Source organism: Acinetobacter sp. YH12116 (genome assembly GCF_013418895.1).
Lineage (GTDB): Bacteria > Pseudomonadota > Gammaproteobacteria > Pseudomonadales > Moraxellaceae > Acinetobacter > Acinetobacter indicus.
Map to the genome: position 1 here is coordinate 1 of NZ_VPBE01000022.1, position 17870 is coordinate 17870.

A 17870-nucleotide genomic window follows, 5' to 3' on the forward strand; every position below is an offset into this window, starting at 1 on the left:
GAGCCATGATCAAACTCTTCAGTTAAAATCATTTCGAACTTTATAAGTAAAGTTCTTAAACTTGGCTCATCAATTTTCTGACTTAAATTTCGCTCAAATAAACTTCGAGTAATTTAAACCAATCAATCAATGAAAATAATTTCGATTAATCAACCAGTAAAAATCCACACAAGTTGTTCTTCATAATCTCTTAATGATCTTCTCGATGCTTCGTCAGCATCAAGCTAGGTCGGCTATATTACTCTCTATTTTTAGAAAGTCAACACGAAATGTTGATTTTATTTCTAAACTTACCACCTAAACCAGAACCCAACCATTTTAGCTAAATCCTTGTTTATCAACAAGTTTTTATCAACATCACCGCCGATGGATGTGCATTATAGAGCAAATAAAACCTGACGCAACCCCTATTTTTAATTATTCTGGGAAATATATTTTAACTGTATTTTTTATGATCAATTTCAGGTTTTTTAGTTTATTTTTTATCCTTTTCTTTCATTTTTATTTTAGTTAGACTGCGGCCATAATTTTATTTTTAATTTTTTATAAAAATGCCTTCTCTCTCCTTACACAAAACACTGTGTTTTTTGCTGTGTTTATGTTTGCACCCTGCCCATGCCAATAGCCCAACCGCTGGTGCACCCCAAATGGTGTATGCCATTTTAAGTTATGCCAAATGGGAGCAAAACACGCCGAATATTTGTATTGTGAATAATCCTGTACTGGCACAACAATTTAAAAGCCAGCGTAGCGCACAGCATGTTTATAAAATCAGCCCACTACAATTAGACGATTTAAAACAGACCAGTTGTCAGGCCATTGTCTTTTCTAACTTAAGCCCGCGTGAAGAACAGAATATTCTGAACAGTACAGTGCGTTATCCCGCCTTAAGCATTAGCACCATCAATTCAGCCTGTGAGCTGGGCAGCGTCTTTTGCCTTTACCAGAAGAAAAATCCGCAGTATTCATTTAGGGTGAATATGCAAAGTCTGACGCAATCGCAGGTACATATTGACCCCCGGGTATTATTACTGGGTAAAAACGGGGGCCTAAAGCATGAATAAGCCCAAAGCAGTATCGCTACGACGTATTTTCCGTTCCTACCAGCTGGTGATTTTTATTCTGACCTTTGGTTTATGCCTAGGTATTTTTTGTGTGGTGTCTAATTACACCCTGGAAGTCATGCCAAACAGAGTTTGAGTATTTTATCCGGTTCTCGGGCAGAGCGGATTCAGCCCGCTGTGGTCTTTCATGACACCTATACAATTCAGAAGATTCTGGCTGAATATGCCGAGCAATATCCGATTCATTCGATTCAAGTCATCGCAACCAATGGTGAGGTCCTGTCGACCATTCATCATCATCAAAATGCGTTACCGTTTATTCAGTATTTACTGGACTGGCTGTATTTTCGTGAGCCAGTGACAGTCGAGATTCAGCATCAGCAGCAAAACTTTGGACAACTGGTGGTCTATGGCAATGCCTCCACCCATGTCAGTTTTTTCTATACCATTCTACTGGCGCTGACCATTAGCTTTATTTTACTGCTGGCCTTACTGTTCTGGTCGGCAAATGCGGTTTACCGACATTTGATGAAAGCGGTCAATCCACTGGTACAGACCACCCAGACCATCAGCACCAATAAAAATTATCAGCTACGCCTGCCCTCGTCTGAAATTTCTGAGTTTCAGGAAATTAATCGCGTGGTAAATGAACTGCTGGACAAAATTGAAGCCTCAACCCGGGCCCTGCAACATGAAAATCATCAATTGTCGCATCAGGCCCGTCATGATGGACTGACCCAACTTCCTAATCGTGAATATTTCCATCAAATGCTGGCACAGAGTTTTGCCCAAGGTACGCAAGACAGCATTGCCCTGCTGTTTATTGATAACGATAACTTTAAAGAAATTAATGATCGCCACGGCCATGCCGCCGGTGATGCCGTGCTGCTGGAAATGGCCAAACGCTTGCGCCAAGCGTTAAACCAGCATGATTTTGTGTCCCGCCTCGGTGGTGATGAGTTCGCAATTATTGTAAAAAATATTGAAGATCATCATGATTTAATTAGAATAAGTGAAAATTTACTCCACTGCTGTCGCCAGCCTTTAATTTTTAATCATCATCCTATTTATTTCAGTTTTAGTATTGGTATCGCACTCGCGCAGTCAGCATCATCTCCTGAAATGCTGATCAATAATGCAGATATGGCCATGTATAAGGCCAAGCAGCTCGCACAACACTGGTACATTTTTGCAGAGCACGGGCGCATGGCCAAAGGTTAGTTTATTCATGTTAAAACATATTTTTAAAACTGCTTGTCTGCTGCTTGCACTGACTACCCTCAGTGCCTGCATGAGTCTGGGGGAGCTCAATTACAAACAGGCCCGCATGCTCAAGCAGGAAGGTTTTAGCCTGACCAGCGAGGGCTGGAGCTTAGGCCTACCAGAAAAACTGCTGTTCGGTTTTGATCAGGCCGAGATCCAGGCGCATAACCAGCAAGCCTTACAGCAACTCTCGAGCAAGTTACTGAAATATAAACTAGATAAAGTCAAAATTATTGGACATAGCGATAATGTCGGTGACCTGGCCTATAACCTGAAGTTGTCCGGAGAACGCGCTGAAAATGTCGCACAGATTTTTATGCAACAAGGCTTTCGACCAGTAAATTTACAGGTGATTCCTCGCGGTGCAGAACAACCACTGGTACCAAACACCTCTCCTGAAAACCGGGCGATGAACCGTCGTGTAAATGTGGTAATTGTGCCTTAAGTATTTTGCTACTTTGTAGAACTAGCCTCTTGCAGAGGCTTTTTTTATGGAGAGATTTTATCAGCAGACTTAAATTTCAGGCATAAAAAAACCGCTTAACGCGGCATCTTTTATCTTTCAACTTTAGGGAAATTGGTCGGAGCAGTAGGATTCGAACCTACGACCCCCTGGTCCCAAACCAGGTGCACTACCAGGCTGTGCTATGCTCCGATTTTCAACTTTAAAAGTTGGGGTGAATGACGGGATTCGAACCCGCGACAACTGGAATCACAATCCAGGGCTCTACCAACTGAGCTACATCCACCATCAATTAGTTCTACAATACCAAGCCACCAAAATGGCGCGCCTGACAGGATTCGAACCTGTGACCATCCGCTTAGAAGGCGGATGCTCTATCCAACTGAGCTACAAGCGCTTAACCGATGATACCAAAAACACATCGTTGCCTTGAGAAATTGGTCGGAGCAGTAGGATTCGAACCTACGACCCCCTGGTCCCAAACCAGGTGCACTACCAGGCTGTGCTATGCTCCGTTTCATCTCAGCTTTTCGTGTATCGCACATCGTGCGGTACGGTGTGCATTCTAGGCGCGACGCCCGTGGACGTCAACACCTATCTTTAAAAAAATATGAAAAATCTCTTCAACCGCTTATTTATCAAGCATTTTAGACATTTTTCAATCAATTTTTAGCGTTTTAGCTGCGCACTGAAGTTTAACATGCGATCAAGCGGTAATTTAGCGCGTTCTGCCAGCGCCGGATCAACAAAAATTTCCTGATCCCCCTGCTGTAAAACCTGCAAAATGCCATCCAGTTCGTTCATGGCCATCCACGGGCAATGCGCGCATGAGCGACAGGTCGCGCCTTCACCGGCGGTCGGCGCTTCTACCAGAATCTTGTTCGGTACCGCCTGCTGCATTTTGTAGAAAATCCCGCGGTCGGTTGCCACAATTAAACGCTCATGTGGCAAAGTCTGGGCAGCCTTGATTAGTTGTGAGGTACTGCCGACTGCATCAGCAATATCCACCACCGATTCTGGTGATTCTGGATGCACCAGCACCGCTGCATCCGGATAAAGCGCTTTCATTTGTGCAATCCCGCGGGCACGGAATTCTTCATGCACGATACAGGCACCATCCCAGAGTAGCATATCTGCGCCCGTTTTTTTCTGGATATAACGCCCCAAATGCTGATCCGGTGCCCAGATAATTTTTTCACCCAGGCTATCGAGATGCTCGACAATTTCAACCGCACAGCTTGAGGTTACCACCCAGTCGGCACGGGCTTTCACAGCAGCCGAGGTGTTGGCATACACCACTACGGTATGATCAGGATGGGCATCGCAGAATTGGGTAAATTCATCTACCGGGCAGCCCAGGTCGAGTGAACAGGTGGCTTCCAGCGTCGGCATCAGCACTGTTTTCTCAGGTGACAGGATTTTGGCGGTTTCGCCCATAAATTTCACCCCGGCCACCACCAAGGTTGACGCTGCATGATCACGACCAAAACGTGCCATTTCCAGTGAATCCGATACACAACCACCCGTCAGCTCTGCCAGCTCTTGCACTTCAGGATCGCAATAATAGTGTGCCACCAGTACTGCATCACGTTTTTTAAGTTCGGCCTGAATTAAGGCAAATTTGGCCTGCTTGGCTTCTTCAGTTAAATGATTTTCTTTCGGTTCACCCAAACGGTCTAAATGCGCCTGCACAATCGACTTTGCTTCATTGGCAATTAAATTGGTCGCATCATTCATAACAGCGTCTTCTCTATCGAAATGCTTGTTTGCACAAGCAGTTACATCAGCAATTGGTCAGTGTCAGTGCTTGACCAATCATTAAAAATACAGCGTTGTAAAAAAGCCTCACAACGGAGGCTTTTTCAGAAATACATCAGGGACTTAAGAACGGTAGTCTGCATTAATCTTGACATAATCATAAGATAAATCGCAGGTATAGACGGTATCTTGAGCCTGGCCACGACCTAAATCTACACGAATGGTCATTTCCTGCTGCGCCATGACACGTGCGCCGGCTTCTTCGGTATAGTCCGCTGCGGCGCCGCCATCTTTACAGATTTGTACATCATCTAACCAAACCTGAATTTTTTCAACGTCTAAATTTGGCACGCCCGCATAACCAATGGCCGCCAGAATACGGCCCCAGTTTGGATCTGAGGCAAAAATAGCGGTTTTTACTAGCGGTGAATGAGCAATACTGTAAGCAATATCGCAACATTCCTGGGTATTTTGTCCACCTTCGACTGCAACGGTAATAAATTTGGTCGCGCCTTCACCATCACGCACAATCAGCTGCGCCAGACGTGTCATCACCCGGGTTAAAACCTCTAATACTACGGCATAACGCGGATCTTCGGTCGAGCTGATTTCTGTACCACCGGCTTGGCCAGTTGCAATGAAGATACAGGAGTCATTGGTTGAGGTATCGCCATCGACAGTGATGCGGTTAAACGAGACATTAACCGTACTACTCAACAGTTGCTGTACCAGTTCACGGCTGATTGGAGCATCAGTGGCCACATAACCAAGCATGGTCGCCATATTCGGGCGAATCATGCCGGCACCTTTAGAAATACCGGTCATGGTATAAGTGATGCCATCCAGTTCAAACTGCTCAGATGCACCTTTCGGTGTGGTATCTGTGGTCATAATACCGCGGGCAGCGTCGTCCCAGGCATCAGCACGCAAGCTGTCTAGGGCCGGTTGTAAACCCGCAGTTAAACGCTCAATTGGTAACTGCTCGCCAATCACACCGGTAGAAAATGGCAATACTTCGGCGGTCTGTACACCTGCCAGTTCAGCCAGCTTGGCACAGGTTGCTGCTGCATTTTGCATACCGGTTTTACCGGTTCCGGCATTAGCATTGCCGGTGTTAATCACTAAATAGCGTGGATTACCCGCCTGCAGATGTGCTTTACAGATATGCACAGGTGCTGCACAAAAGGCGTTTTGGGTAAACACACCGGCGACATTGGCGCCTTCGGCCAGTTCAAAAATAACAAGGTCACGTCGGTTCTTATAACGAACATAGGCTTCTGCTGTCCCAATTCTCACCCCTTTGACCACATGCATCTGTGGCATAGAAACGTCACCTACTGCCATTTTTAAACGTCCAACCAGTTAATAATTCAGTGTGCACAGCTTAGAACAAAATCAGGAAAAAATCGAGCAGAACCCATCATCCACAAAATTGTGGCCAGACTCAACTGCCGTGCAATAAAAAACCAGCTCGCAGGCTGGTTAGTGTTGTGTGCTTGATCCTTAGTTTTTGGCCAGTTGCGCAGCTTCGTTTAATAAAGCCTGTTTGGCTTTTTGCTGGCTTTCTGCAGACAGGGCCGGGTTAGAAGCAACAATGCGGTCGGCATTGGCAGCATTGGCCGGAGCAATGGCTGCAGTCTGGAGCACAATCGGACGTTTATTCGGGTTGGCAAAGGTATAACGGATACCGGTACGTGGGCTTGCAACCGTCACCTGGTCATTATTGACCACTGCTTGGGTGGTGCTTACACCGACTGCGGCCTGAACTTTTGCCGGCGTGGTGGTTTGGGTATTGGCAAAAGCCAAAGCAGGCGTTGCTAAAGCAACAATCAGTAAAGGTTGTAATACTTTTTTCATTGTGTTTTCCACTTTTCGGTGTGCAATGTGCAACTAAATACCATTTAATTTCCTGCACTGCAATCTGTATTCACATCTTGCAAAACTATTCAAACACTTAGCGGAATAAAAAAAAGCAGAATCGAAATTCTGCTTTTTGCGAGATGTTTTGAATGGCTTAGATTTTGCCGTGGCACTGTTTGTATTTCAGACCTGAACCACATGGACATGGTGAATTACGGCTTGCCGGTGGCGTAAACACCGTTTCGGTTGGGGTTGTCTGCTGCGCATCGGCTTCGAAAGTTTCACCGGTCAGACTGTCCACATCGGCATGAGACAGATTCAGCTGCATCGCCTCGGCTTGTGCCTGTTTCTGTGCTTCAAGTTCAGCCAGTTCCTCAGCTGTTGGTACGTGTACGCGGGACAAGTCTGTCACCACATCAGACTTGATCACAGCGAGCATGTTCACAAACAGGTTAAAGGCTTCTTTCTTGTATTCCTGCTCCGGATTCTTTTGCGCATAACCACGTAAATGAATGCCTTGACGCAAGTAATCCATTGCCGCCAGATGGTCTTTCCAGTGACGATCCAGCGAGTTGAGCATAAAGTGACGCTCCAGCATGGCTGCAGATTCATCACCCATTTGCTGACGGCGGCTGTTATAACGAGCCACCAGCTCATCAGAAATACGTTCGACCAGACCTTCTTCATCCAGACGGCGATCTTCTTCTAACCATTGGTTAATTGGCAGATCTAAAGCCAGATCTTCACGTAACGCCTGCTCCAGACCGTCAATATCCCACTGGTCATGAATGGACTCTGGCGGTACATAGTTGGCAATCACGCCCTGAATTACTTCACGGTGCATTTCTTCGATGTAATCTTGCAATGAGTTTGCGGCAAGAATTTCATCACGCTGTGAGTAAATAATCTTACGCTGTTCATTGTTGACGTCATCGTATTTCAACAGGTTCTTACGGATATCAAAGTTACGTGCTTCAACTTTGCGCTGGGCATTTTCAATCGAACGCGACACCATTTTGTGTTCAATGGCTTCATCTTCTTTCAGGCCCATGGCACGCATCATGGCCACCACACGATCACCGGCGAAAATACGCATCAGGTCATCTTCAAGTGACAGATAGAAACGCGACACACCCGGGTCACCCTGACGACCGGCACGACCACGCAGCTGGTTATCAATACGGCGTGATTCATGGCGTTCAGAACCAATAATATGCAAACCGCCTGAGGCCAGTACCGCTTCGTGGTTCTGGTCCCATTCTTCTTTCAGACGTTGTTCATCTTCAGGTATCGGGTTTTCAATTTTGGCCAGCAGAGCTTTCCAGTTACCACCGAGCAGAATATCGGTACCACGACCCGCCATGTTGGTGGCAATGGTCACCGCACGTGGTGCACCGGCTTGGGCAATAATATCGGCTTCACGTTCGTGCTGTTTGGCGTTCAGAACTTCGTGATGAATACCGGCCTCTTTCAGTTTGTCCGAGAGGATTTCTGAGGCTTCAATGGTGGCAGTACCAATCAGGATCGGCGCGACACCGGATTCCTGCACGCGCAGGATTTCCTGAATAATCGCATTGTATTTGCCTTCACGATTTAAATAGATTAAATCGTTATGGTCCTGACGGATCATTGGACGGTGGGTTGGAATAATTACCACATCCAGACCATAAATTTCTTTCATTTCTGCCGCTTCAGTATCGGCAGTACCGGTCATACCGGACAGTTTTTTGTACAGACGGAAGTAGTTCTGGAAGGTGGTGGTGGCCAGAGTCTGGTTTTCAGGCTGGATTTCCAGACCTTCTTTGGCTTCAACTGCCTGATGCAGACCTTCAGACCAGCGACGACCCGGCATGGTACGGCCGGTGTTTTCATCGACAATAATCACTTCACCATCATGGATGATGTAATGCACATTGCGCTGATACAGGAAATGGGCACGAATGGCCGCAGACACGTGATGTACCAGATTCAGGTTGGAAGCAGAATACAGGCTTTCCCCTTCTGCCAGCAGCCCCATCTGAATCAGCTCATTTTCTACGGTTTCATAACCGACTTCGGTCATTTCAACCGAACGCTGTTTTTCATCAATCCAGAAGTGACCGCCATCTGGCACTTTCTCTTCTTTTTGCGGATGCAGTTTAGGCGGAATGGTATTAATCGCCGCATACAGCTGTGATGAGTCTTCGCTCTGACCCGAGATAATCAGTGGGGTACGTGCTTCATCAATCAGGATCGAGTCGACTTCATCGATAATGGCATAGGTCAGGCCACGCTGCTTTTTCTCTGCCAGCGAGAACACCATGTTGTCACGCAAATAGTCGAAACCAAATTCGTTGTTGGTCCCGTAAGTAATATCGGCACGGTAAGCTTGCGCTTTTTCGGTCGGGTCCTGCATCGAATAAATAATGCCGATGCTTAAACCCAGAAATTCAAAGAGTGGACGGTTGAGCTCGGCATCACGCTGTGCCAGGTAGTCGTTCACGGTAATCACGTGTACGCCTTCACCACTTAAGGCATTCAGGTAACAGGCCAAAGTCCCCATTAAGGTTTTACCTTCACCGGTACGCATTTCTGCAATTTTACCTTCGTGCAGGGTAATACCACCAATCAGCTGTACATCATAATGGCGCATGCCCATGACCCGTTTCCCGGCTTCACGGCAGACTGCAAACGCTTCTGGCAATAACTTATCTAGACTTTCGCCCTTGTTATATCGTTGTTTGAATTCTTCGGTTTTTGCAGATAAGTCTGCATCGCTTAAGGCTGATATCGTCGGCTCGAGCGCATTAATCTTGTCTACGATTTTACGCATGCGTTTGAGTTCGCGCTCATTTTTGGTACCGAAGATTCCTCCGATCAGACTTGCCAACATGAATAGACTCTCTAAATCTTGCTTGTCAAAAGAATAATTTGTTCTCAGTCGTTATTATGGTGCTAGAAATTTGAAGTACAAGGGTTTTGCACACAACCCATCAAAAAATTCTGATGATTTCTATCCGTACAGCGAAGCTAAGGCAAAATAATGTAGCAAATTTTAATCGGATGATATAGTCAAAGCATGACAATATGACTGCATGTTTTTTCAGCATTTCATGCAACTACTTATTCCATATATTCATAAAGAATTACAAAAAAAGTATTTTCAATGCTAAAAGAATTGCGCCATAGTCAATTCCATCCCCCAATACAACAACGATATGAGGCAGTTAAAATGAGTTTACGATTAGGCGATACCGCACCCGACTTTACTCAGGAATCAAGCGAAGGCACCCTGAACTTTTATGAATTTCTGGGCGACAGCTGGGGCATCCTGTTTTCACATCCTGCCGACTACACCCCGGTCTGTACCACCGAACTGGGCTATACCGCAAAACTCAAACAGGAATTTGAAAAACGTGGCGTCAAGGCCATTGCCCTGTCGGTCGATGATGTCGAGTCACACAAAGGCTGGATTAATGACATTAACGAAACCCAGAACACCAGCGTGAATTTTCCGATTATTGCCGATCAGGACCGTAAAGTATCGACGCTATATGATTTTATTCATCCCAATGCCAACGAAACCCTGACGGTACGCTCCCTGGTGATTATCGACCCGAATAAAAAAGTGCGTTTAATTATTACCTATCCGGCCTCTACCGGGCGTAATTTCCATGAAATTTTACGCGTGATCGATTCCCTGCAACTGACCGACAACTATAAAGTGGCCACCCCGGCCAACTGGCAAGAGGGTGAAGATGTGGTGATTGTGCCTTCACTGCAAGATGAAGCCGAATTAAAACAGCGCTTCCCGAAAGGCTATACCGCAGTAAAACCATACCTGCGTTTAACCCCGCAGCCGAATCGTGACTAAATAATCAAGGTCCGTTCATCTTCCTGTATGCCTGTCTTCAGACGGGCATTTTTTCATGGTACAAGGTCAGCACCTCAGCCGTGCTACACTGGAATGACCCAGCACAACCAATTAAAACACTATGCCCAAAAATCTGCTTGCCCTGGTCCTGACCTGTATTTGTTGCACGGGCTGCATGACCACACCGGCCTTGCCTGAACAGCAACGCCCGAGTGCCTGGGCTCAACCGCTGGATGCGCAGCACAATTTTTATCAGGTCAGCCCGATGCTGTTTCGCAGCGAACAGCCCGATCAACAGCTGGCAGCATTGTTACAACAGCATGAGATTGATGTGGTCATCAACTTGCGTCCCAAAGCGACAGAGGCTGAACCGCTACAGCAGCATGGACTACAATCGGTGCATCTACCGATTCATACCTGGGCCATTGACCGGGAAGATTTATTGCAGGTGATGCAGCAGATTCAAACCGCCCAAGCCCAACAGCAAAAAGTGCTGATTCATTGTTATCATGGTGCAGACCGGACCGGGGCCAGTGTGGCCATGTACCGGATTATATTTGAACACTGGCCGGTGGAACAGGCGCTGGCAGAAATGAAATATGGTGGCTTTGGCTTTCATCCGATCTGGGTCAATATTGACGCCTTATTTCGTCCTGAAAATATAAAATGGATTCGACAGCAACTGTCAAATCCATCAGATTAAAACTAAGGGCAAAATGCCAAAGGATACTTACAACTAGTTCCGCTTGTCTAACGGCACCCAGTCAATCACCCAGGCCGATTTCATGTTCAGGCTGGCATCCGCCGCAATTTTCTTGCGTGCTGCATCGGCACTTTCACGGTCTTTGGATGGCCCCACCATAATCCGGATCCCTTTAGAGGTTGGACTCTTGGTGACTTTATAGCCTTTGGCTTTTAAGCGCGCGGCCAGTGCATCGGCATTGGCCTCATTGGCAGCCAGTGCCACCTGCACCATCCACTGCTTGCCATCATCTTCGCCTTCCAGCAGTTTACGTGCTTTCTCGGCTTCAGCTTTCTTTTTGGCTTCTTCTTCGGCTTTACGTTTGGCTTCTGCCTGACGTTTTTCCTCAGCTTTGCGCTTCTCTTCTGCAGCTTTCTGTTCAGCAGCCTTGCGTTCCTGCTCGGCCTTGCGTTTGGCTTCTGCCTGACGCTTTTCTTCGGCTAAGCGTTTTTCTTCCGCAGCTTTTTGTTCTGCTGCTTTTTTCTCGGCAGCAGTACGTTCCTGGGCCGCTTTCTGTTCAGCGGCTTTTTTGGCTTCAGCTGCTTTTTGCTGTTCCAGCTTTTTCTGGGCAGCCAGTTTTTCTTCAGCCAGACGTTTTTGTTTGGCCTGCTCATCTTCAACCAGCTCTGGCGGAATATTGTCGGAACTTTGCTGCTGGCCATTACGTAGTGCATTTAAGGCCGCATATTCTTCTGCAGCCTTACGGGCGGCTTCAGCTTCTGCCTGCTGCTGCATGGCCAGGAATTCAGCTGCACGCGCTTCCTGTTCAGCCACGGCTTTTTCACGGGCACGGCGCTGCTCTTCCAGCAGACGTTTTTCAGTTTCTACATCTACCGTTAAAGGTTGTAGCTGAATCATTTCGGCTTCAGGCACAGTATTTTGCTGTAACTGTTCGACCCGTTCTGGCGTTTTGACATTATTTTGATGTATTTCTTCTTGGCCTTTCAGGAGTAATGCTGCCAATAACACACCACCACCCAATAAAACAACGCCGCCCATCCAGCGCTGTTTGTTATTCATTGACATTCTTCCAAATACTCCCATACCGCTTCTAAGGTATGAAATGATCCACATACCAAAATCAGCTGATTATTGTTCGTTTCATCCAGCGCTGATTTAAAAGCTAATTGAACACTATCAAAGTGCTGTACTGTTTCGCCCTCGAGAGCCGCATCCAGTTGTGTGATGTCTGCCGCACGAGGAACATTTAATTGTGCAATTTTCCACATTAAAACATGTTCTTTCAATAAGGCAACGACAGAATTCACATCTTTATCGGCCAGCATGGAAAACACACTGATCACTTCGGTGTACTGTTTATTGTAATTTAAATAATTTCGCAATTGCTTTAACAAAAACTCTACACCGTGCGGATTGTGCCCGGCGTCAAAGATTACGGTCTTGCCGGCAATCTGGCGAATTTCAAAACGGCCCGGGAGCTGGGCCTGTTGGATGCCTTCGGCAATCGCCTGCTGCTGGATGTTCAGACCGCTAAGTAACACGGCGGCAACTGCGGTCGATATATTTTCCAGCGCCAGCGTGCCAAGCGGTAATTTCAAGGTGCTGCCACTGCTGGCAAATAACCAGGACTGGCCATCTGCAGCGGTGCGATAAAAATAATCACGATTGGCGACATACAGCGGGGCCTGACACTGTGCTGCCTTGTCCTGAATGGCTTGCGGTAATTCCTGCACGCCGCCAAAGATCACCGGAATATTCGGGCGGATGATGCCGGCTTTTTCAAAGGCAATTTTTTCAATGGTATCGCCCAGCCAGTCGGTATGATCCAGCCCGATATTGGTAATCACGGCCATATCGGGATGTACCACATTAACCACATCCAGACGGCCACCTAGGCCAACTTCCAGCACCCAGACATCACAGGCCTGCTGTTTAAAAATGACAAAAGCCGCCAGCGTGGTGGCTTCAAAAAACGATAAACTTAAATTACAGTCACGACGCGCCTGATCAACCTGTACAAAGGCCTCAATCAGTTGCTGGTCATCGACCTCGACGCCGCCCAGTTTGACCCGTTCATTAAAACGGTAAATATGCGGCGACTGATACAGCCCCACCTGATAACCCTGAGCATTTAAAATCGCGGCCAAGGTGGTGGTGGTGGAACCTTTGCCATTGGTGCCCGCGACGGTAAACACTTTTGCGTCCGGGTGAGTGACGCCCAGCTTTTCAGCCACAGGAATCACCCGTTCCAGACCTAAATCAATCCCTGTAACGTGAACATGGCTCCAATAATTGAGCCATGTTTCTAAAGAGTCGGTTGCAAGTGGTGCTGTATTCAAGACAAATTCATCAGTTTCGTGACAATGCGATATACAGTATCACGTAATGCATGACGATGAACAATCTGATCGACCACACCATGATCAAGCAGGTATTCCGCGCGCTGGAACGGTTCATCCAGTTTTTCACGTACGGTTTGCTCAATTACACGCTTACCGGCAAAGCCAATCATGGCTTTTGGTTCTGCCAGATGAACATCACCCAACATTGCCAACGATGCCGTTACGCCACCATATACCGGATGGGTTAAGACCACGATATATGGTAAGCCCGCTTCTTTTAAACGCTGGATGGCTGCTGAAGTACGCGCCATCTGCATTAAAGACAGCATGCCTTCCTGCATACGCGCACCGCCTGAGGCGGCAAAGCAGATTAACGGCTGACGTTGCTGAATGGCACGTTCCGCTGCAAGCACAAAACGGTCACCGACCACCGTGCCCATAGAGCCGCCCATAAAGTCAAATTCAAAGGCACAGGTGGTTACCGGCACGCCTTTTAATAAACCTTGCATGACCAGTAAAGCTTCAGTTTCACCGGTTTTCTTTTGCGCTTCGGCCATACGGTCCGGATACGGCTTGCTGTCCACAAATTTCAGTGGATCTTTGGCAGAGAATTCCTGACCCAATTCGGCATCGACCTGATCGAGGAACCAGGTTAAACGGTCACGCGCTTTCATGCGTAAATGCTCGTCACATTGCGGGCAGACATAGGCATTGAAAGACATGGCTGTACGAGTCACCAGTGCATGACATTCCGGACATTCGATAGTTGGTTCGGTGAATGTCGCCTTTAAGGCTTGCTGCTCATCCGGTACATGAATTCCCGGTACGCCGCGTTCTGTCCACGGCGTAGTTGGGCTTAAGATTTTCCCTGGCTTGACTTCTTGACTCATACTAACTCATCGAGCGCGGCTCGAAGCTCCTTGACTTTATTAACCGTTTCAACCACGGCTTGTTCTGGTTCGAGGTTGGCAAACTGTTTTACGAAAGCACTGCCGACGATGACGGCATCTGCCACGGCACCCATGACTTTGGCAGATGCCGCATCACTGATACCGAAACCGACACCAACCGGTACATCGGTGACTGCCTTGATTTTCTCAATCCGCTGCGCCGCTTCAGAGACATCTAAAGTGGCTGCACCGGTCACGCCTTTGAGCGACACGTAGTAAATAAAGCCGCTGGCCTGTTTCACTACATGCTGGATACGCTCATCGGTAGAGGTTGGTGCCAGCAGGAAAATCTGGTCCATATCGTACTGCTGTAAGATCTGGTCTAAATCGGCAGCTTCTTCTGGCGGCAGATCCACCAGCAAGACACCATCTACCCCACATTCATGCGCATAGGCGACAAACTTCTGGTAGCCAATGACCTCAACCGGGTTTAAATAACCCATGAGCACCACTGGTGTTTCCGTGTCTTTTTGGCGGAATTCCTTGACCATATTCAGTGCATCGAGGGTATTGGTTCCCCCTGCCAATGCACGTTCTGCAGCCAAGGCAATGACTGGACCATCGGCCATCGGGTCAGAGAATGGCAGTCCAAGCTCAATCACATCTACACCCGCCTCAACCATTTGATGTAACAGCGGTACCGTTACCTGTGGCTGTGGGTCACCTGCCATGACATAAGATACGAGGGCCTTACGTTGTTGAGATTTCAACTGTGCAAATCGGGTGGCTAAACGTGACATAGGGCTGTGCTTTCCTTGAATAATTCAAAACTGATAAGTTGCTATTGTCGAAATACAGGACATCGCATTGTAACGCTATTTTTTGCTCATTGAACAGAGCACAGCTGGTCGATGCCCGATTTCATCAGCAAAGCGCGAATTCCAGAACAACCCGAAAGCTACATTTACCGATATTTCGGTTTTTTTCTCAATGATCAAAGATGCCTAATTTCGCTATTCCCAGCAATCTCAAGCAGTTAGAAAAACCCAATGACTGAGCAAAAAAGATGATAAAAATAGGACAGTTAGCATTTACATTTAAAGTTTTCAGAAATAGCAAAAGCTGCTTTATACTAGCGCCGTTTTCAGACTTTTTCTTATTTCTATGATTTCCGACTCCCAGGCAAAAGTGCACGCTCGCGGGCTTGCGCTGTTGCCACTTATTGTATTTTTAGCCATTTTTTTAGGCAGTGGCATTTACCATTCCCTGATTGGGACCGAGTTTGCCTTCTATCAGGTCAAGGCGCCGGTGGCGGCCATTCCGGCGATTATCCTGGCATTATTGCTCTATCGTGGTCAGCTGAACCGGGCCATTGAAGAATTTTTGCAGGGCGCCAGCCATCCGAACCTGATCCTGATGTTTATGGTGTTTATGCTGGCCGGTGCCTTTGCCAGCACCAGTGGCGCCATTGGCAGTGTCAATGCCACGGTACAGCTGGGCCTGTCGATCATCCCGCCTGAATTTGTACTGCCGATGCTGTTTCTGATTTCAGCCTTTGTTGCCACCGCCATGGGCACCTCAATGGGCACCATTGCAGCCTGTGCACCCATTGCCTTTGGTTTTTCCGAAGCCACGCAAATTGCCACGGTCTATACCATTGGTGCGGTGGTTGGCGGTGCCATGTTTGGCGATAACCTGTCGATGATTTCTGACACCACCATTGCCGCCACCAGCAGCCAGAAAGTACAGCTGCGTGACAAGTTCAAGGTCAATGTCTGGATTGCCGTACCGGCTGCACTGATCACAGTACTGATTTATATGCTGATTAACCAGAATACCCAGGCCATTGCCTATCAGGAGTATAACGCCTGGCTCATCTTGCCTTATGTGGCGGTGTTTGTGCTGGCCTTTTCCCGCCTGCATGTACTGGCAGTGTTAACCATCGGGATTTTACTCTCGGCACTGATGGGACTGTTGATGCTGCCTGAGTTTGATCTGCTCAAGCTGAATGGTGCTATTTATGACGGTTTTGTCGGCATGTTTGAAGTGGCGTTGCTGTCGATGTTCCTGGGTGGCTTATCGGCCATTATGCAAAAAGAAGGCGGCCTGGAATGGCTGATTCAACGCATCTACAAGCTGACTCGCCTGTTTAAGGTTGGCGCGCAACGTGCTGGTGAGTTGGGGATTAGCTTTCTGGTGGTGTTTTCCAACCTGTTTGTGGCCAACAATACTGTGGCGATTATCCTGTCTGGAGATATGGCACGGGAAGTGGCGCAGGAATATGGCGTCGATCCGAAACGCGCTGCCGCCCTGCTGGATATTTTCTCCTGCGTGGTACAGGGCCTAATTCCTTATGGCGCCCAGTTATTGCTGGCCTGCTCGATTGCCAAAATGTCACCGGTAGAGCTGATTGGCAGTGTCTATTATTGCTGGGTGCTGGCGATTTTTGCGATTGCCGCTATTGCCTTGCGTTTCCCTAAACTGCGCACGGCTTAAGACTGTACTTTTTAATTTTCCAAGCGGCTATTCAGCCGCTTTTTATTGGTGGTCTGTTGCTGACGCAGTACCCGGCGCCGCTCGGTTAAGGTCTGGCCGCAATGCGCTTTATAGGCACGCGCCAAAGCCGACTGATCGGAATAACCGAGCTGGCTGGCAATCTCGGTCAGACTCAGCTTTTGCGGTAATAGCAACTCACAGCGTTTGATCCTTTCCATGTCCAGCAGCTGTTTAAATGAGGTCCCCAGTTCACTCAGTTGACGCTGCAAAGTGCGACTGGACATACACAGCTCGACAGCCAGCTCATCCAGCTTGGGTGCTTGTTGCTGCAGCCTTAAATAATCGGCAATCAAATGACGCAGCTTCTGGTCCAGCCCTTCCAGCAAAGGTTTGGCCGCCATCGCTTCTTCAGCCTGTTTTTTTAAAATCCCGATTAAAGTTGGATCAGGCTGCTGTGGTTGCAGCTGCAGGCTGTCGATGCTCAGCACCAGCTGATAATCCGGCTGATCAAACAACACTTCGCAGCCATAAAACTTTTGATATTGATACAGCGCCGTTTGCGGAGCATGGGCAAAATGAACCCGGCGCAAGGGAAAGTGTTCGGCCGCAAACATCTGCCGGGCCAGCTGCAGCATACAGGCAAAGGTGATTTCGTGAATCAGCGTGCTCTGATCCTGCGGATTCGGCCAGGAGACAATCAGCAGATCATCCTGCTGCTGAATCTGCATGGGAACCGCTTCGTTAGCATCAATCACCAGCCGGCTAAACTGGGCAATATACTGCAAGGCCTCGGCCACGCTATTACTGCGCGAGGCCATATAGCCGAGCACACCAAAATGTTCCGGACGGATAAAACGCGCCAGCTCAAACACCAGATAGGCTGTGTTCAGCTGCTGCCGGGTCTGTTCCAGCAGCGTAATAAAAGCCTGACAGGAAGATTGGCCATCAATCGGCAAACTGAGCACATGCTGCACATATTGCTGCAAGCTGTCTGACAGCTCGAGCTGTTGCGGCTGCACACCTTGTGCCTGCAGGTAGGACTGCCACAAATGCACATAGCCGTTTGGAATCTGAATATCACTCGGGTAAGTTGTCATCCTGACATTTCTTATTTTCACTATGGCGTAAAATGTATAAAAACTGGCAAGACTTGTCAAAACAAAGCCGCTAAAGCCCGA

At 47.7% G+C, this 17870-nt stretch carries 16 protein-coding genes and 4 tRNA genes; 7 read left to right on the forward strand and 13 right to left on the reverse strand.

Going from position 1 to position 17870, the window contains the following annotated elements; all coding sequences use genetic code 11:
• The first annotated feature begins 602 nt into the window (after positions 1 to 602).
• The 4 genes from FTU54_RS11870 to FTU54_RS11880 are packed head-to-tail and all read left to right on the forward strand — an operon-like array spanning position 603 to position 2772.
• Positions 603 to 1064, forward strand: a complete 462-nt coding sequence (locus FTU54_RS11870; RefSeq protein WP_257223818.1) for a YfiR family protein — start codon at positions 603 to 605, stop codon at positions 1062 to 1064.
• A complete protein-coding gene (locus FTU54_RS15325; RefSeq protein WP_160242843.1) occupies positions 1057 to 1200 on the forward strand; it encodes a hypothetical protein in 144 nt (47 codons plus the stop codon). Before FTU54_RS11870 ends, FTU54_RS15325 begins: the two co-directional genes overlap by 8 nt.
• Entirely contained in the window at positions 1197 to 2285 is a 1089-nt protein-coding gene (locus tag FTU54_RS11875; protein WP_168408833.1) for a sensor domain-containing diguanylate cyclase, read from the forward strand. Before FTU54_RS15325 ends, FTU54_RS11875 begins: the two co-directional genes overlap by 4 nt.
• Positions 2286 to 2292: 7 nt before the next feature.
• Positions 2293 to 2772, forward strand: coding sequence for an OmpA family protein (locus tag FTU54_RS11880; RefSeq protein ID WP_168408834.1), 480 nt, complete (start codon positions 2293 to 2295; stop codon positions 2770 to 2772).
• 133 nt (positions 2773 to 2905) lie between these two features.
• On the opposite strand, the gene FTU54_RS11885 is transcribed toward FTU54_RS11880, so the two are convergent.
• The 8 genes from FTU54_RS11885 to secA form a co-directional block, all read right to left on the reverse strand.
• Positions 2906 to 2982 (reverse strand) — tRNA-Pro (locus tag FTU54_RS11885).
• Positions 2983 to 3000: 18 nt separating this feature from the next.
• Positions 3001 to 3076: transfer RNA gene (locus FTU54_RS11890), tRNA-His, on the reverse strand.
• Between the two features lie 34 nt (positions 3077 to 3110).
• Positions 3111 to 3187: transfer RNA gene (locus FTU54_RS11895), tRNA-Arg, on the reverse strand.
• Between the two features lie 41 nt (positions 3188 to 3228).
• A tRNA-Pro gene (locus FTU54_RS11900) sits at positions 3229 to 3305 on the reverse strand.
• 154 nt (positions 3306 to 3459) lie between these two features.
• Complete coding sequence (gene nadA, locus FTU54_RS11905; RefSeq protein ID WP_005179948.1) at positions 3460 to 4527, reverse strand: quinolinate synthase NadA; 1068 nt, start codon at positions 4525 to 4527, stop codon at positions 3460 to 3462.
• A gap of 144 nt (positions 4528 to 4671) precedes the next feature.
• A complete protein-coding gene (argJ, locus tag FTU54_RS11910; RefSeq protein WP_016658664.1) occupies positions 4672 to 5892 on the reverse strand; it encodes a bifunctional glutamate N-acetyltransferase/amino-acid acetyltransferase ArgJ in 1221 nt (406 codons plus the stop codon).
• A 159-nt stretch (positions 5893 to 6051) separates the two neighbouring features.
• Positions 6052 to 6405, reverse strand: a complete 354-nt coding sequence (locus tag FTU54_RS11915; protein WP_005179954.1) for a hypothetical protein — start codon at positions 6403 to 6405, stop codon at positions 6052 to 6054.
• A 157-nt stretch (positions 6406 to 6562) separates the two neighbouring features.
• Entirely contained in the window at positions 6563 to 9280 is a 2718-nt protein-coding gene (gene secA / locus FTU54_RS11920; protein WP_168408835.1) for a preprotein translocase subunit SecA, read from the reverse strand.
• Positions 9281 to 9619: 339 nt separating this feature from the next.
• Here secA and FTU54_RS11925 point away from each other — a divergent pair, with 339 nt between their 5' ends.
• Both FTU54_RS11925 and FTU54_RS11930 read left to right on the forward strand, forming a co-directional pair.
• Complete coding sequence (locus tag FTU54_RS11925) at positions 9620 to 10261, forward strand: peroxiredoxin (protein ID WP_168399777.1); 642 nt, start codon at positions 9620 to 9622, stop codon at positions 10259 to 10261.
• A gap of 121 nt (positions 10262 to 10382) precedes the next feature.
• A complete protein-coding gene (locus FTU54_RS11930) occupies positions 10383 to 10964 on the forward strand; it encodes a dual specificity protein phosphatase family protein (protein ID WP_168399778.1) in 582 nt (193 codons plus the stop codon).
• Positions 10965 to 10997: 33 nt separating this feature from the next.
• On the opposite strand, the gene FTU54_RS11935 is transcribed toward FTU54_RS11930, so the two are convergent.
• Genes FTU54_RS11935 through trpA form a run of 4 tightly spaced genes read right to left on the reverse strand, consistent with a single transcriptional unit; the run spans position 10998 to position 14996 of the window.
• Positions 10998 to 12023: an SPOR domain-containing protein gene (locus tag FTU54_RS11935; protein ID WP_104473719.1), complete on the reverse strand. Its 1026-nt coding sequence runs from the start codon at positions 12021 to 12023 to the stop codon at positions 10998 to 11000.
• Positions 12020 to 13303 carry a bifunctional tetrahydrofolate synthase/dihydrofolate synthase gene (folC, locus tag FTU54_RS11940; protein ID WP_127799864.1) on the reverse strand — a complete coding sequence of 428 codons (1284 nt, stop codon included), beginning with the start codon at positions 13301 to 13303 and terminating at the stop codon, positions 12020 to 12022. The genes FTU54_RS11935 and folC overlap by 4 nt, the downstream gene beginning before the upstream one ends.
• A complete protein-coding gene (accD, locus tag FTU54_RS11945) occupies positions 13300 to 14196 on the reverse strand; it encodes an acetyl-CoA carboxylase, carboxyltransferase subunit beta (RefSeq protein ID WP_005179967.1) in 897 nt (298 codons plus the stop codon). The genes folC and accD overlap by 4 nt, the downstream gene beginning before the upstream one ends.
• Positions 14193 to 14996 (reverse strand): tryptophan synthase subunit alpha, encoded by an 804-nt coding sequence (trpA, locus tag FTU54_RS11950; protein ID WP_005179970.1) that lies wholly within the window; start codon positions 14994 to 14996, stop codon positions 14193 to 14195. Before trpA ends, accD begins: the two co-directional genes overlap by 4 nt.
• 364 nt (positions 14997 to 15360) lie before the next feature.
• Here trpA and FTU54_RS11955 point away from each other — a divergent pair, with 364 nt between their 5' ends.
• Entirely contained in the window at positions 15361 to 16692 is a 1332-nt protein-coding gene (locus FTU54_RS11955) for a Na+/H+ antiporter NhaC family protein (RefSeq protein WP_160242839.1), read from the forward strand.
• An 11-nt stretch (positions 16693 to 16703) separates the two neighbouring features.
• Here the strand turns inward: FTU54_RS11955 and FTU54_RS11960 are convergent, their stop codons facing one another.
• Positions 16704 to 17789, reverse strand: a complete 1086-nt coding sequence (locus FTU54_RS11960) for an AraC family transcriptional regulator (protein ID WP_160241008.1) — start codon at positions 17787 to 17789, stop codon at positions 16704 to 16706.
• Between the last annotated feature and the right edge of the window lie 81 nt (positions 17790 to 17870).